Origin of the sequence: Pedobacter sp. BG31 (assembly GCF_042464845.1) — a bacterium.
Classification (GTDB): Bacteria; Bacteroidota; Bacteroidia; order Sphingobacteriales; family Sphingobacteriaceae; genus Pedobacter; species Pedobacter suwonensis.
Genome location: NZ_JBHNZK010000009.1, coordinates 103,617 through 118,783, shown reverse-complemented (window position 1 = coordinate 118,783; position 15,167 = coordinate 103,617). Strand labels below are relative to the sequence as shown.

Here is a 15,167-nt window from a genome sequence, read left to right as displayed (position 1 = left end):
TTTTATTTACCGAGTTCGAGTTGATTTTTGATCAGGTTATAGTAACTCCCTTTATTGAGCAATAACGTTTCATGCGTACCACATTCCATTATTTCGCCCTGGTGCAGTACGATAATCTGATCGGCATGTTTAACCGTGCTGAGCCGATGGGCTACAATCAGCACTGTTTTACCTTTAAAAAAAGTATTAAGGTTATTCACTATCGAGCGTTCATTCTGCGCATCAAGTGCATTGGTGGCTTCATCCAAAAAAATATAATCCGGATTACGATAAATCATCCTGGCGATTAAAAGGCGTTGTTTCTGTCCTTCACTAAGTCCATAACCATCTCTTCCAACTACTGTATCATAACCAAAGGGCATTGAAGAGAAAAAATCGTGCATATTAGCCATTTTTGCTGCTTCATAAAGGCGTTTATAGTCTTTAATCGCTGCACCCGCGAAAATGTTATTGGCTATAGAATCCATAAAAACATAACCATCCTGCATCACTACGCCACAATGTTTCCGCCACAATTTTGCATTTACCTGCTCAAGTTTTTGCTCTCCTATAAAAATTTCACCTTCCGTAAGACCATAAAACTTTAATAATAACTTGATAAGCGTCGTTTTACCGCTTCCACTCGTGCCTACAATGGCGGTTACTTTTCCAGCCGGAATAAATAGATCAATATTTTTTAAAACGCAAGGTGCATGCCTGCTCCCGTATCTAAATGACACTTTGTTTAATGAAATATCAACCGGGCCAAAGTTTTTTAGTGGTTCTTTCATATTTAGGTCCTCCTCCTCCTCCTGTTGCACTTCATCTATCCGCATTAAACTGAACCTGGTGTTTTGTGATACCCTCGCAAATTCTACCAGTTGGTTTACAGGAGCATTTAGCTGTCCACATACGTAAGTAACGGCCAGCATGCCGCCAAGGGTGATCTGATCATTGATCACCAACATGGCTGCAGCGTATGTAATCAATACGTTTTTGATCTCATTGATAAAAGACCCCACCCCTTGCATGCGTTGATCAAGTTGGAGGGCTTCCAGTTTTAAGTCAAACGACTGGTCCTGGAGGCTTTCCCAGAGCTGCTTTTTATTTTCTTCGCTACCTGTAAGTTTAATTTCCTGCATGGCATAAAAAATTTCCAAAAGCAACTGTTGATTGGCCGAGAGTACCTTAAATTTTTTCTGATCGATGATTTTGCGTTTCTGTTGAAAAGAATTTGACCATAAGATGCTGCCGGCGGCACCAATAATAAAAAGCAGAAATATTTGCCAGTTGTAATGAAAGAGTACGCCGCCTAACACCAGTAAGGTAATGGCCGACAGGATAAAATTAATGAGGAAATTGGTCAGAAATTCCTCGATGCGCTGGTTATCATTTACCCGCTGCATATTGTCGCCGGCCTGCCGGTTATCAAAAAATGAAAACGGGAGTTTCATCAATTTGGCGAGAAATTCTTTTAGCATGGTAATGCTCGTTCTGGCACCAATACGAAATAGAATCCTGGCCCGCATAAAATCCATCAACATCCTGCCCGAAAAAAGCATTAGCTGACCAAGGCAGATGAGCAAGAGTAAATTGGTGTTTTTGGCATTAATTCCCTTATCAACTACCATTTGGGTAAGTAATGGGATAATTAATGAAAAGCCACTGGCCAGAAACAAGCTGATTAGAATGGGGAGCCAGCCTTTTTTATGCATTTTAAGGTAAGGAAATAACGACCATAAGGAAGTTTTATGTTCATCGGGCGCTTTCAGCTCTTCGAAAGCCTGGGTGGGCTGAAGTAACAAAACGCGCCCCGTATTCTTTTCTGTATTGATTGTCCACGCAGTTAAAAAATCGTCAACGCTGAGTTTAATTTTGCTATTTAGGGCCGGATCGGCCAGGTACATATGTTTATCATTTACTTCATAAAGAACCACATAATGTTCTTTTTGCCAGTGTAATATGCACGGCAAAGGAATGTTTTTCAGTTTATGAAAAGGTAATTCTGCTGCAAGTGTTTTAAAACCCAGCTGATCCGCAGCATCGGTCAGATTGAGCAACGTTGTTCCCTGCTTTCCGATCCCGCATAACTTTCTTAAATACTGCATAGACAGGTTTTTACCGTGATGAGCTGCAACCATTTTTAAACAAACCGGACCGCAATCCATGGCATCGGGCTGTTTGTAAAACGGATAATTATTTCTACGGATAAAATCTTTAATCATGAAAAGACCAGATTATGTAATGCAATATAGTTGCAAATATGTAAAATATAATGCAACTTTGATGCATTAAAAAAATATAAATTTCAGATGAGAACGAAGCGTTTTGGCATGTGGCAGATGCTGATCAAAAAAGAATTATCACTGAGCTACCGGAATAAAACAGTGCTGATTTCGGCCATTGCCATATGGATATTGTTTATAGCCGCTATGTTTTGTACTTTTTTAAATTACAATGCCAACCATAAACAGCGATTGGAAGCCAATGCTTTATTCAGACAGCAATGGGCGCATCAACAGCGTAACCCGCATGATGCTGCACACTTTGGAACTTACCTGTTCAAGCCCATGCATCTGCTTAATGTTTTCGATCCGGGTATTAATGATTATACAGGAAATACCTACCGGATAGAAGCACACCAACAGCACGAAATCAGCGATAGTAACGCTGAACATCATGATTCGGCTATGCGTTTTGGCAACCTCAGCTTCGCACTTATTTTACAGTTGTTAGTCCCCTTGTTTCTGCTGTTTATTACTGCTACCAGTGTCACCAGCGAGAAAGAGAGCGGTACGCTTAAAATGCTTTTGGCTCAGGGTTTAAGTAGCAGAAAAATGATCTGGGCAAAAGTTTGTGCCAATTACCTGCTTATCGTAATGATCATACTTCCCGCCTTTATAATCGTGGCTTTAGCGGTTACTTTTACAGGCGATACCAGCCTGCTCTTTGGCAGGCTGGTATGGATTTTAGCAACTTGTTTATTATACTACCTGCTGGTTGCTTTACTTGGTACACTTATTTCTGCAGTAAGCAATCATTCAGGGAAAGCATGGTTAGGTGCCTTATGCTTCTGGATTTTCATGAGCATTATTTTCCCTAAAATAGTAACCGGTATAGCCACCCATAACTACCCGTTAATGTCTCGCGCCGCTTTTAATGATTTGGTGGAGCAGGGTTACAGAAAGGGCCTAAATGGAAAAGATCCTTACGCTGACCGCGGAAAACGGTACATCGACAGTTTATTGAATAAATATCATGCAGACAGTGTACAGGCGTTACCTTTTAATGTAGACGGGTTTACCCTTCAGTTTAATGAAGATTATCGGACCATGGTCTTTAACCACTATTATAAGACCGTTGAAAACCGTTTTGATCAACAGCGACGTCTTTTAAGCCTATCCGGTATTTTTGATCCCTTTTTATCAACCAAACGCCTTTCGATGGCGCTGGCAGGTTCTGATTTTTATCACCACGAACAATTTTTTAAACAGGCACAAACCTATCGCAACCACCTGATCAGAAAATTGAATTTACAGTTGGCTATGCATGGTAAAGATGTTAAGGGAGAATATGTGGTAGGCCCCCGCTATTTTAGCCAGCTTAAAGATTTCAGCTATCAATTACCCACACTTTACAGGGTATTACAGTTAGAAAACATTGCTATCGTTTCATTGATTGGATGGATACTTATGCTTATGTTTTTACTTCAGTTCATTGTTTCACGTTCTTTAGCACTTAATTATGCAACTCTTTAAAACCATTTTTTTATTCGAGTTCAGGCTGTTGACCAGGCAAAAATTTATATTGGTTTTAATCGGTTTTTTCTTTGCAGCCGGACTTTACAGTATTTACGATGGTTTCCGTTTTACTCAAAAACAATTATTGGCTATTGATAGTCTTCAACATGAATATCAGAAAAAGTATGAGGAAGCTGTCGCAAGTTTCTCTGCTGATACAACTACTGCAGCTGGAAAGACTTTATTTAATCAGGCTGGAATTCCTTCGGTAATTGAGTATAAAAACCCTTTATACGCAATTCATAAGCCTCATTCATTAAGTATTTTATCGATTGGACAAAGGGATTTAACACCTTATTATGATGTGATTACACGCAGACGGAATTTTGTTCAAGGTTCAAATGCTGAAATTTCTAATCCAGAGGCGCTCGCATCAGGAAATTTCGATCTCGCTTATGTGATTATCTATCTGCTCCCCTTACTCGCCATTGCATTAAGCTATAACATCTTATCAAAGGAGAAGGAACAACAAACGGATAAATTACTTTCTTTGCAAGGGCTGTATTTTGCCAGGATAATTAGCTATAAACTTGTTTTTAGGTTTATGCTGATTGGCACAATGGCCTGGTTGCTCAGTATTGTCGGTTTTGTCAGTTCGGCCTTATTGATTTCTTTTGATGCAATAGCGGCTATATTTTGGATGCTTAGCATTAGTGTTTATCTTTTCTTTTGGTTTGCAGTTATTTTTTTGATTGTCAGATTAAATCAAAATTCTGTTCATAATGCACTTTATCTTTTAGGAGCATGGTGTTTTTTCTTAATGCTCTTACCCGCATTGTGTAATGCCATTGTGCGTTTGCATTATCCCATTCCACTAAAAACCGACGCTGCTGTTGCCTTAAGAGAGAATAGTGAATCGGTTTGGGCATTGCCGCGCAAACTCCTTATCGATACCTTTTACCTGAATAACCCAAAATACAGGCATTTAAGGACAGCATCTGACACGAGCGAAAACAATACTAAACGTTTTGCAGCCTACTATGATCTTTTAGGACGCCGAATGACCGGGGTTGCAAAAAATTACAGCCAGTATCCTGCAAAACAAAATGCTGTTGCCAATCATGTAAGCTGGATAAATCCGGCAACTAAAACTCAATATTTATTGAACGGGATTGCTGAAACCGGATTGAAGGATTATCTCTCATATCAGGACCAGGTAAACGCTTTTCAGAAACAATGGGTTGATTTTATGAACGATTATATCATAGCAGATAAAAAACTAAGCTTAAATGATTTAAAAACCCTACCTGAATTTAAGCTTAAACCAGCACCAGATAAAAATCAGCAAATTCTGCTTGGTATATTATACCTGTTTTGTATTGACGTATGCATCATCTTTTTTGCCACAAAACTCCGGATTTAAATTAAAATCACCATACATATAACAAATCAATCACACACAAAAAAAATGAAGAAAAAGTTTTACATTATCTTATTTTTACTGATTTCGATACAACAGGTTTATGCACAGCACGAAAAGCGCAGTAAATCAGTGCAGGATTCAACGGCCAAAGTACGCCAGCTTAGCGAAGTCCGTATCGATGGTCAGAAAGCAATCAGGCTCAAAAAGGATACTTTATCTAATAGTTTGAGGATGCAGGTTCCGCTTTTACAGATGCCCCAGAATATCATTAGCATTTCTGCTGCGCTGATACAGCAACAAGGCGGGTTACAATTAAAAGATATGGCCAGAAATGCCAGTGGTGTATATTTTGGATATAACAGTTCACCTTTCGATAATTCTGCATCAATAAAAGTGAGGGGATTTAACGCAGCCACCACCATCAATGGAATGCCAAACCGGTTGGTTTTAGGCGCAACGCTTGATGATGAAGCCATTATCGAAAACCTTGAATTTGTTAAAGGACCGGCAGGATTTATCAGTGCGTTGGGTGAGCCTGGCGGAACGTTGAATATTGTGACAAAATCACCAAAAGAAAAACTGCTAAATGTAATGGTTACAGGGGGCAATTACAATTTGTTACGTGCCACAGCAGATGTTGGGAGTGCATTAAAAAGCAAGGGCTTTTCGTATCGCTTCAATACGGCTTTTCAGCATCAGGATTCATACCTCAATTACATGAAAACAACCAAATATGTAGTAGCACCTGTGTTGCAATATAATTTTAGTCCGCGTACATTTTTAATTGCAGAATACAATTACATTCGTGGAGAGGTCAGAAATGGATCTTCCATCAATAAGTTGCGTCAGGATAAGGATGTGCTGCAAGATCCGATCAGCTTAAATTTCAGTGCTGGAATTGGTTTGCCTTTAAGTGTTTCGCAAACACACACCTTCAGGTTTAATGCTGTTCATAAATTTAATGAGAACTGGCAGCTCACATCACAATCGAATTTTGTGAAAGCACCCGCCAACCAGTGGTACATGGTATCGGCCAATAACCGGACATCGATCAGTTTTAATGCTCAAGGCAAAACGAACCGCATTGCAAGCAATTCCAATATGTTGGGCGAAACCTATAACACCAACTTGTTTCTGTCTGGTAAATTTAAAACCGGTACATTTAAACACACACTATTAATTGGTAGTGATTATACTACCGGTAAAGATTCACTGTCAACCTACTACGGAACCAACTCCTTCTCTTTCGAACGGAATAATCCAGATTTTTATGTAGATGCGAATACCGTAGGCGTCACTAAAAGATCAATCAGACAGGAGAATCACATTCACTACTCAGCAGCCTATGTTTATGATAATATCGCCTTTGACAAATTTCTACTGACCGTTGGGGCGCGTTATACCGATTACCGTAACCGCAATATTTTAACCACTACAAGAGGCCCGCGCCTGCCAGATTATTACAGACAACATGCTTTCTCGCCCCGTGCTGCGCTAAGCTTTATGCCTGATTCGACTTTGTCTGTCTATTTTCTTTATGATCAATCATTTGTACCTAAAACCGGTCAGGTAGTAACCGAAACCATTGATGGCCCACAGGACGGACAAAAAACGGTTACCGCATCAAAACCTGTTGAGCCTGAACTGGGCAATAATTATGAATTGGGCATAAAGAAAAACTGGTTTAATGGCCGTTTATTAACTACGGTAAATGGCTTCCACACGGTAAAAAGAAATGTAGCGGCAAGAGATTTTAGAAGTTATACGTCTGCTGCCGGGGCCATAGCCTATTATCTTCAGTTGGGTGAAGTAGTGAGCAATGGTTTTGAGGTGGATGTAATCGGAAATATCACCGATCGGCTATCACTGATCACAAATTACACTTATGTAGACGCCAAAATAACCAAAGATAATAACCTCAATCCAACCGCTGATGATCCATCAATTATTGGACAAAAAATGCCGGATGTACCTCAACAAGTATTTAATACCTGGCTACAATATAGTTTTCCTCTAAGCGGTTACCACAAAATCTCCATCAGCGCAGGGCAAAGCACCATTACCAAACTTTCTGCCATCAGTCAAAGGGATACCTACCTGCCCAACTATACTAAATTTGATGCTGGTTTGAGCTTTAGCAGTCCGAAGTATATGTTTAGGTTAATTGCAGATAATCTAACCAACAAGCGCTATATGGCATCTGGCGACATTACTACGGATTTTCCGTATGCTGGCAATAATTATTTCTTTGTTGAAGGAGAACCATTTACGATCAGACTTTCGTTAGGGGTTAAATTTTAAGCTATACACGATGTTAGAACCTGTTGGATTAACCAAAAATAACGGGAACATATCGCTTTAAATAATCTGAGTTTAAAGGTAGGAGCTGGAGAAATATTTTATCTGCCTGGATAAAATATGCGGGCAAAACCAGGGTAAACAATGTGTTTGTTGGCACTAACTACGAGCAAAGCAAACAATTTTTAGCCTACATGCCGGAGGCGAAGACGATTTGAGATAGTAAAATCGTTATTGCACGAATGTCTTTTCAGAAAAATCGTCATCTCGACTGAAATACAGTGGAACGGAGAGATCTATCAAATAGATTTCCCGACTTCGCTGCACTTCGCTCGAAATGACGAGTTTTAAAAATCTATATCTCGTAACTATATACCGATCTTATCGCATCTCTTAGGTTATATTTTGAGGCCATCACTTCTCCGTAAGCACCTGCACTTCTGATAGCAAAAATATCCCCTCTAAACGATTCGGGTTGTTCTACCTCTTTTCCAAAACAATCGGTACTCTCACAAATTGGACCGACGATATCGTATTTTACGACTTCGGACTCTGGGCTCCGGACTCCGGACTGACTAAGATTCTCTATTTTATGATAAGCCTGATACAATGCGGGACGCATCAGTTCGGTCATCCCTGCATCTAAAACAACAAAGTTTTTCTTCTTTCCATTTTTAATATATAGTACACGGGTAATTAATGATGCTGATTGACCAACCAAAGCCCTGCCCAGTTCAAAATGCACTTCCTGACCAGGTTTAATGGTTAAGAATTCATTGAAAATTTTAAAGTAAGATCCGAAATCAGGAATTTGATGATCGGGATTGTGGTAGTCGATCCCTAAACCTCCACCTACATTCAATACCTGAAGTTTAAATCCCTTATCTTCAAACCATGCGGCAAATTCATTTACGCGAACGCAAAGGTTTTTATATACATCCAGATTGGTAATCTGCGAGCCGATGTGGAAGTGAATACCGATAAACTTAAGATTTTCTGAAGCTTTTAGGGCATCGGCACATTCAGTTAAATCCCATGAATTGATCCCGAATTTATTTTCATCTAACCCTGTTGTAATATTATGATGGGTATGTGCATCAACATTTGGATTAATGCGGATGGCAACCTGAGCAGTTTTACCTTTTTTAGCCGCCAGTTCATTTAATACCGCTAATTCCTGGATAGATTCTACATTAAAGCAGAAGATATCAAGATCCAGTGCCTCATTAATTTCTTTGTCAGATTTACCCACGCCGGCAAAAACAATTTTTTTATTGTCGAAACCAACCTCTACTGCTCTTTTAACCTCGCCGGCACTCACACAATCTGCACCGAAACCAATTTCTTTGATCTGTTTTAACACTATAGGATTGAAATTTGCCTTTAATGCATAATGGATGTGAAATTGATAAGGAGCTGCTGCATCTGCACAAGTTTGCAGGGTTTTTTGCAACAGATCGGTATCATAGTAGTAAAAAGGCGTTTCAATATTGTTAAACTTTGATATATCTTTATCGGCGAACATGTTCAAATTCCTTGTTATAATTTTAATTTTATTCTTTGCGCTAATTTATCTGGGTAACTACCTCGATTTAAAGCATGGAAGAGTTACCCGGAAACAATACAATGGGAAAATCCGATTTTTTATCGTATTACTATTATTGTTACTGTTTCTTTTATTTATAAAAAAATGAAGATAGCGGCCGCCATATTTATTGTTCTTATTCTTTCTGCAGGATTATTTAATTCTTACAAAAAATATAAAAACGGTTTGTTACCAGCAAACTTTCTGGCTTTTCATTGCCTTGTCGGCCTGCTGGTTGTAATCGGCGCCTTTTTCTTGTTATTCGAATAACCTGTTGTGTAAGCTTCTCAAAGCCTCTGTTTTATATTCGCTTAAAATTAAAAGCGAAACGTTATAGTTACTTCCACCATATGATATCATACGGATCGGAATGTGTTTTAATCCTTCTAAAACCCTACTGGCGAAACCGTGTTTCTCTGAACCGAAATCGCCCACTACACACACAATACTGTGATTGGTATCTACTTCAACAGTTCCAAAACTTTCCAGTTCTTCAATAATCTGTGGCAAATGTGCGGTTTCATCAATGGTTAAAGATACGGCTACCTCAGAAGTGGTAATCATATCAATAGGTGTTTTATAACGTTCGAAAACCTCGAAAACCCTGCGTAAGAAACCATAGGCCAGCAACATCCGACTGGATTGGATGCGGATTGCCGTAATACCATCTTTAGCAGCTATTGATTTAATTTTACCTTTTTCGCTATTATGGGTAATTAAAGTGCCGGCAGCAGAAGGTTCCATAGTATTCAGCAAACGAACCGGTATCTTATATTTCTGTGCAGGGAAAACAGATTGAGGATGTAAAATTTTGGCCCCAAAATAAGCCAGCTCAGCTGCTTCATCAAATGATAACTGCGCAATTGGTTTAGTTCCTTTAACAATACGAGGATCGTTATTATGCATCCCGTCAATATCCGTCCAGATCTGAACTTCTTCCGCCAGAATTGCCGCGCCTAATAAAGATGCGGTATAATCACTACCGCCACGGCGTAGGTTGTCAACTTCACCAAAACTGTTGCGACAGATGTAACCTTGTGTAATGAAGAGTTTATTGTCTTTATGTTGTTCCAGCAACGGCATTAAGTGCTTTGTGGTAAACGGAATGTCAGGTTCATTATCCTCATCCGTTTTCATAAAATCCAAAGCAGGCAATAGTACAGATGGTACGCCAATGGATTTTAAATAAATATGGTATAAATTAGTTGATAAAAGCTCCCCTTGTGCCAATACCACTTTCTCTTCAATTGATGTAAAAATATCATTGGCTAAACCTGCCAAAAAGTTGAAGTGATAATCGATTACTTCATTGCCCTGTTCCTGAAATTCGGCAGCAGGCAATAACTCAATCACAAACGTTTTATATTTTTGATACAGGTTTTCTACGGCTTCGCTTCCCTTCTTCTTATCGCCAGCTAAAAAATGAGTTGCAATTTCTACTAAACTATTTGTAGTTCCAGACACGGCTGATAAAACTACAATCTGCTCTTCATTTGGATTAATGATATCCAACAATTTCGTCATGCGCTCAGGACTACCTACAGAAGTACCCCCAAATTTTAATATTTTCATTTGCTTGCTAATGGTTTTAAAAGGTAACGAAACGCTCAGTTTTTTTTATCCCAGGGCTTGGTTTAAAAGTTTATGATGATTCGTTTATTTATAAACTGTTTCTAATCCATGATTATGCGAGGAGAACCTTACTGATTTTGCAACGATTATGAAAAAAGTTAAAATCGCCTCACATTAATAATGGATTTTCTTTATTATTGTATCGGGGCGTGAAATTAAACAAAAGCAGCTTAAAAGCAACACCCTCAACAAAATAAAATTTGGATGAATTGAAATAAATATCTTCAAACCAAACCTCATCCATTAAAATTTGTTCATCACGAGATATTAAACTAAAAAAAACAGCTCAATGCAGGCAATTGACCAATCAACGCAAGCCACCATTAATCAATGGTTAAATGGAAATTATGATGAAGATACCAAGGCTGAAATCCAGTCCCTTGTAGATAAAAATGCAACAACCGAACTAACTGATGCATTTTACAGAAGTTTAGAGTTCGGAACAGGCGGTTTACGCGGCATTATGGGTGCAGGTTCTAACCGCATAAATAAATACACCATAGGAACGGCTACACAGGGATTAGCCAACTACCTAAACAATAAATATCCTAACGAACAAATCAAAGTGGCGATTGCGCACGATAGTCGCAATAATTCGGATTACTTTGCAAAAATCACTGCCGATGTGTTTTCGGCCAATGGCATATACGTATATTTCTTCTCTGGATTAAGACCAACGCCAGAGCTTTCTTTTGCTGTACGTCATTTTGGTTGCAAAAGTGGTGTAATGTTAACGGCATCGCATAACCCTAAAGAGTATAACGGTTACAAAGCTTACGGTGCTGATGGAGGTCAGTTTACTTCTCCCGATGATAAATTGGTGATTGATGAAGTAAATAAAATTAAAAGCATAGATGAAGTAAAATTTGATCGCGTTGATGCAAACGTTCAATTGATTGGTGAGGAGGTTGATCAGTTATATCTGGATGGCATTACAGCGCTATCGATTTCCCCTGATGCGATTAAAAGACAACAGGATTTAAAAATTGTATACTCTCCTATTCATGGAACTGGAATTACATTGGTTCCTAAAGCTTTAGCACAGTTTGGCTTTACGAACGTAACCATTGTTGAAGAGCAAAGTACGCCTGATGGTAATTTTCCAACTGTGGTGTATCCTAACCCGGAAGAAAAAGATGCGTTGACTTTAGCGATGAACAAAGCTAAAGAAATAGATGCTGATTTAGTTCTGGCAACCGACCCTGATGCTGACCGCGTGGGTATTGCCGTAAAAAACAATAATGGCGAATGGGTATTGCTTAACGGTAACCAAACAGGCAGTTTGTTGATTAATTACTTATTATCTGCATGGCAGGATAGCGGTAAATTGGATGGCAATCAGTTTATTGTAAAAACCATTGTAACCTCTAACCTGATCGAAGAAATTGCCAAAAAGAAAAATGTAACCTACTATAATACGTTAACCGGATTTAAATATATCGGACAGTTAATGACCGAACTTGAAGGCAAAAAGTATTTTATCGGTGGTGGTGAAGAAAGCTATGGCTACCTGATTGGTGATTTGGTACGAGATAAAGATGCTGTGGTTTCTGCCGCTTTCATTTCTGAAATGACGGCGTATTATAAAGATAAAGGTGCTAGTTTATACAATGCCTTGTTGGATATGTATGTAGAGTATGGTCTTTATAAAGAAGACTTGGTTTCGCTAACCAAAAAAGGTAAATCCGGTGCTGAAGAAATCAAAGCCATGATGGTTAAATTTAGAGAAAATCCGCCTGCAACTTTGGGTGGTTCTAAAGTATCGGTATTAAAAGATTATGAATTAGGACAGGAAACAGATTTATCAACGGGAAAGATAACCAAACTGGATTATCCTACCTCTGATGTTTTACAGTTTATTACTGAAGATGGCAGTATTGTTTCAGCCCGCCCGAGTGGTACAGAGCCTAAAATCAAATTCTATTGCAGTGTAAATGCACCTTTAGCCGATAGAAAAGATTTTGATTCGGTTAATGCAAAGCTTGAAGAGAAGATCAAAACGGTTATGGCCGATTTACAGGCGTAATCTTAATGCTTAATTATAGTTGTGGTTGTCACATCGAGCTTGCCGAAACGCTTTTTAAACATTCACAAGAGGTTCTTCGGCAAGCTACCATTGACAGAATCTACTAGTTGGTCGTCATCCGATAGCAATCGGATCTCGCGCATGCGGGAATCACCTCTACTGGTCTTAGCGTCTCGCTAAGACCTTTAATTCTTATATAGCGGCGTATTAGTACGGGGGATTTCGATCAATGCTATTTTACCTTATGTTTCTAATAGTAAGCGTTACAATTCTTATACCCTCAACTGGTCTTAGCGTCTCGCTAAGACCTTTAATTATTATAAAGGGACGGATTAGTACGGAGGATTTCGATCAATGCCATTTTACCTTATGTTTCGAATAGTGAGCGTTATAATTCTTATACTTCTCTTATATCGGGACTTGGTGATGTAAATTTATTTTTCGGAAGTCAGTAAAGCTGGTCAGAAGTATAAAGCCGACAATTTTGAACGCCGGACTTCTGAGGTTTCAAGTAATGAATAATGCAAGAGTTCAAGAACTATTGCTGAAAGATATGATGCATATGTTCTGACCGCCCAAACTTCCTACTTTCGGACATCTGACCCCGGACTTTTCCAAACATTAAAGATCTAAATAAATACCTTGTATATTTGCATCTTTAAGATAATATCATGAATAAAATCACAATTTATTTAGCTACTTCCCTGCTAGCTGTTTCTATATTTTCGGCTTGTAAACAAGAAAGAAAGCTTCCATTTTATGGGGAACGTCATGCTGAAACGGTTAAAAATGCTGCAGGTGTAGAGAAAATTGACACTGTTTATCAAACCATTCCTGCCTGGTCTTTCCTGAACCAGGATAGTGTGATCACCACAAATAAAGCTACTGATGGAAAGGTTTATGTCGCCGATTTCTTTTTTACTTCCTGCACCACCATCTGCCCTACCATGCACCGCAATTTAATGACGGTTTACAATGATTTTAAGGCCAATCCAGATGTAATGTTTGTATCACACACGATTGATTTTAAATATGATAAGCCTCATGTTCTGAAAAAATATGCTCAGAAGTTAGGTGTTGATGGTCCTAAATGGTTATTTCTTTACGGCACAAAAGATAGCGTATATACCTTGGCCGAAAAGAACTACTTAGTTGCTGTTGGCGAAGACAATACGGCTAAAGATGGTTATATCCACCAGGGTTATCTGGTTTTGATAGATAAAGACAGACGGATTCGCGGCGCTTATGATGGTACTAAAGCAGACCAGGTAGCGCAATTGAAAAAAGATATTCCGGTTTTACTGGCAGAGTATAAAAAGTAATCATCAGTCTTCATCCCTATCCGTTAGGGATGAAGATTTTATAATAAACATCCATGCGTAAGTACATTATCAATGCACTCTTTTTTATCTCACTGGCTGCCATTATCGTTTCCTGCCAAAATCAGGAAACCATCGATCTGCAAAATTATATGTCGAATGGAAAAGATATCTATAAAACCAAATGTCAGAACTGCCATGGTGAAAATGGTGAAGGTTTAGGCCAGCTCGCTCCCCCGTTAACTGATTCTGTGTTTTTAAAGGCAAATAAATCCCGTTTAGCGTGTTTCATTAAAAATGGAGTAAATGAATCATTAGTTGTTAACGGTAAAGAATACAAGGAAAAAATGCCTGCTTTTCCAGAACTCGCTGACATTGATGTGGCGCAGGTAATGGTTTACATTACCAATTCATTTGGCAATAAGCAGGGATTTGTGCCTTACTCGCAGGTTTCAACAGATTTGGAGAATTGCAAGTAAATATTATTTCGTGTATTTAGAGTATGACAACGATAACTCTTCAAGTTCCAGATAGCTTAGGTAGGCATGAGCAGGATACGGTACGTTTCATCGCAGCAAAGCTGTATGGATCTGGAAAATTATCATTAGGTCAAGCTGCTGCTATGGCTGACTTATCTGTACGTACCTTTTCTGAATTACTTTCAGATTATGATGTTTCGTTAATCAATTATTCTGTTTCAGAAATGTTAAAAGATGCAGGAAAAATATGAAATCGTAATCGCCGATACAACCTGTTTCATTTTATTAGAAAATATCGGAGAGCTTAATCTTTTAAAATCTCTTAGCCACCACAACGATAATCGCAAAGGAATTTGGTTCCCCTTTGCCTGATTGGATTGAAATCAGAACACCAAAAAACATTTCATTTCAAAATTCCCTGGATCTCGAGGCTGGTGAAGCAAGTGCTATTGCATTAGCAACAGAATCAGAAAGTTCTCTTCTCATTTTAGATGATAATAAAGGGAGAAAAGCAGCCGAACGGTTATAGCTTCTTTATACGGGTACATTAGGCATAATTTTAAAGGCAAAAAATGTTGGTTTGATTACTTCAGTTAAACCTATCTTTCAAAAAATACAACTGACAAGTTTTAGATTTTCTCAAAAGGTGCTAAATGAAATATATGCACTCGCTAATGAATAGTATT

Annotated in this window: 12 protein-coding genes; 9 read left to right on the top strand and 3 right to left on the bottom strand. The window is 38.6% G+C overall.

Annotated features, from left to right (window positions below; translation table 11 throughout):
- Positions 1–2 precede the first annotated feature (2 nt).
- On the bottom strand, positions 3–2,204 hold the full coding sequence (locus tag ACFE6N_RS12955) for a peptidase domain-containing ABC transporter (RefSeq protein ID WP_378937057.1): 2,202 nt from the start codon (positions 2,202–2,204) through the stop codon (positions 3–5).
- A gap of 87 nt (positions 2,205–2,291) precedes the next feature.
- Between ACFE6N_RS12955 and ACFE6N_RS12950 the strand changes: the two genes are divergently transcribed.
- The 3 genes from ACFE6N_RS12950 to ACFE6N_RS12940 are packed head-to-tail and all read left to right on the top strand — an operon-like array spanning position 2,292 to position 7,443.
- On the top strand, positions 2,292–3,737 hold the full coding sequence (locus ACFE6N_RS12950) for an ABC transporter permease subunit (protein ID WP_378937054.1): 1,446 nt from the start codon (positions 2,292–2,294) through the stop codon (positions 3,735–3,737).
- Positions 3,724–5,142 carry a DUF3526 domain-containing protein gene (locus ACFE6N_RS12945; RefSeq protein ID WP_378937052.1) on the top strand — a complete coding sequence of 473 codons (1,419 nt, stop codon included), beginning with the start codon at positions 3,724–3,726 and terminating at the stop codon, positions 5,140–5,142. The genes ACFE6N_RS12950 and ACFE6N_RS12945 overlap by 14 nt, the downstream gene beginning before the upstream one ends.
- Before the next feature lie 45 nt (positions 5,143–5,187).
- The gene (locus tag ACFE6N_RS12940; protein WP_378937050.1) at positions 5,188–7,443 is read left to right on the top strand and encodes a TonB-dependent siderophore receptor; all 2,256 of its coding nucleotides are present in this window, start codon (positions 5,188–5,190) and stop codon (positions 7,441–7,443) included.
- 352 nt (positions 7,444–7,795) lie between these two features.
- Here ACFE6N_RS12940 and lysA read toward each other — a convergent pair whose 3' ends face one another.
- Positions 7,796–8,965, bottom strand: coding sequence for a diaminopimelate decarboxylase (gene lysA, locus ACFE6N_RS12935; protein WP_378937047.1), 1,170 nt, complete (start codon positions 8,963–8,965; stop codon positions 7,796–7,798).
- Positions 8,966–9,130: 165 nt separating this feature from the next.
- Here lysA and ACFE6N_RS12930 point away from each other — a divergent pair, with 165 nt between their 5' ends.
- Entirely contained in the window at positions 9,131–9,295 is a 165-nt protein-coding gene (locus tag ACFE6N_RS12930) for a hypothetical protein (protein ID WP_378937044.1), read from the top strand.
- Here the strand turns inward: ACFE6N_RS12930 and ACFE6N_RS12925 are convergent.
- The gene (locus tag ACFE6N_RS12925; protein ID WP_378937042.1) at positions 9,284–10,597 is read right to left on the bottom strand and encodes an aspartate kinase; all 1,314 of its coding nucleotides are present in this window, start codon (positions 10,595–10,597) and stop codon (positions 9,284–9,286) included. The two genes, ACFE6N_RS12930 and ACFE6N_RS12925, sit on opposite strands and share 12 nt — an antisense overlap.
- A gap of 349 nt (positions 10,598–10,946) precedes the next feature.
- On the opposite strand from ACFE6N_RS12925, the gene ACFE6N_RS12920 reads away from it, so the two are divergent.
- From ACFE6N_RS12920 to ACFE6N_RS12900, 5 genes are all read left to right on the top strand, one after another.
- Positions 10,947–12,683: a phospho-sugar mutase gene (locus ACFE6N_RS12920; protein WP_378937040.1), complete on the top strand. Its 1,737-nt coding sequence runs from the start codon at positions 10,947–10,949 to the stop codon at positions 12,681–12,683.
- Positions 12,684–13,354: 671 nt separating this feature from the next.
- A complete protein-coding gene (locus tag ACFE6N_RS12915) occupies positions 13,355–14,005 on the top strand; it encodes an SCO family protein (RefSeq protein WP_378937038.1) in 651 nt (216 codons plus the stop codon).
- Between the two features lie 53 nt (positions 14,006–14,058).
- On the top strand, positions 14,059–14,481 hold the full coding sequence (locus tag ACFE6N_RS12910) for a c-type cytochrome (protein ID WP_378937036.1): 423 nt from the start codon (positions 14,059–14,061) through the stop codon (positions 14,479–14,481).
- A gap of 23 nt (positions 14,482–14,504) precedes the next feature.
- Entirely contained in the window at positions 14,505–14,732 is a 228-nt protein-coding gene (locus ACFE6N_RS12905; RefSeq protein WP_378937034.1) for a UPF0175 family protein, read from the top strand.
- A 329-nt stretch (positions 14,733–15,061) separates the two neighbouring features.
- On the top strand, positions 15,062–15,163 hold the full coding sequence (locus tag ACFE6N_RS12900; protein WP_378937032.1) for a hypothetical protein: 102 nt from the start codon (positions 15,062–15,064) through the stop codon (positions 15,161–15,163).
- The last annotated feature ends 4 nt before the right edge of the window (positions 15,164–15,167 follow it).

Coding starts and splice junctions, on each gene's coding strand:
- ACFE6N_RS12920 (WP_378937040.1), top strand. CDS start 10,947: ATGCAGGCAATTGACCAATCAACGCAAGCCACCATTAATCAATGGTTA.
- ACFE6N_RS12915 (WP_378937038.1), top strand. CDS start 13,355: ATGAATAAAATCACAATTTATTTAGCTACTTCCCTGCTAGCTGTTTCT.
- lysA (WP_378937047.1), bottom strand. CDS start 8,965: ATGTTCGCCGATAAAGATATATCAAAGTTTAACAATATTGAAACGCCT.
- ACFE6N_RS12955 (WP_378937057.1), bottom strand. CDS start 2,204: ATGATTAAAGATTTTATCCGTAGAAATAATTATCCGTTTTACAAACAG.
- ACFE6N_RS12930 (WP_378937044.1), top strand. CDS start 9,131: ATGAAGATAGCGGCCGCCATATTTATTGTTCTTATTCTTTCTGCAGGA.
- ACFE6N_RS12925 (WP_378937042.1), bottom strand. CDS start 10,597: ATGAAAATATTAAAATTTGGGGGTACTTCTGTAGGTAGTCCTGAGCGC.
- ACFE6N_RS12905 (WP_378937034.1), top strand. CDS start 14,505: ATGACAACGATAACTCTTCAAGTTCCAGATAGCTTAGGTAGGCATGAG.
- ACFE6N_RS12940 (WP_378937050.1), top strand. CDS start 5,188: ATGAAGAAAAAGTTTTACATTATCTTATTTTTACTGATTTCGATACAA.
- ACFE6N_RS12945 (WP_378937052.1), top strand. CDS start 3,724: ATGCAACTCTTTAAAACCATTTTTTTATTCGAGTTCAGGCTGTTGACC.
- ACFE6N_RS12910 (WP_378937036.1), top strand. CDS start 14,059: ATGCGTAAGTACATTATCAATGCACTCTTTTTTATCTCACTGGCTGCC.
- ACFE6N_RS12950 (WP_378937054.1), top strand. CDS start 2,292: ATGAGAACGAAGCGTTTTGGCATGTGGCAGATGCTGATCAAAAAAGAA.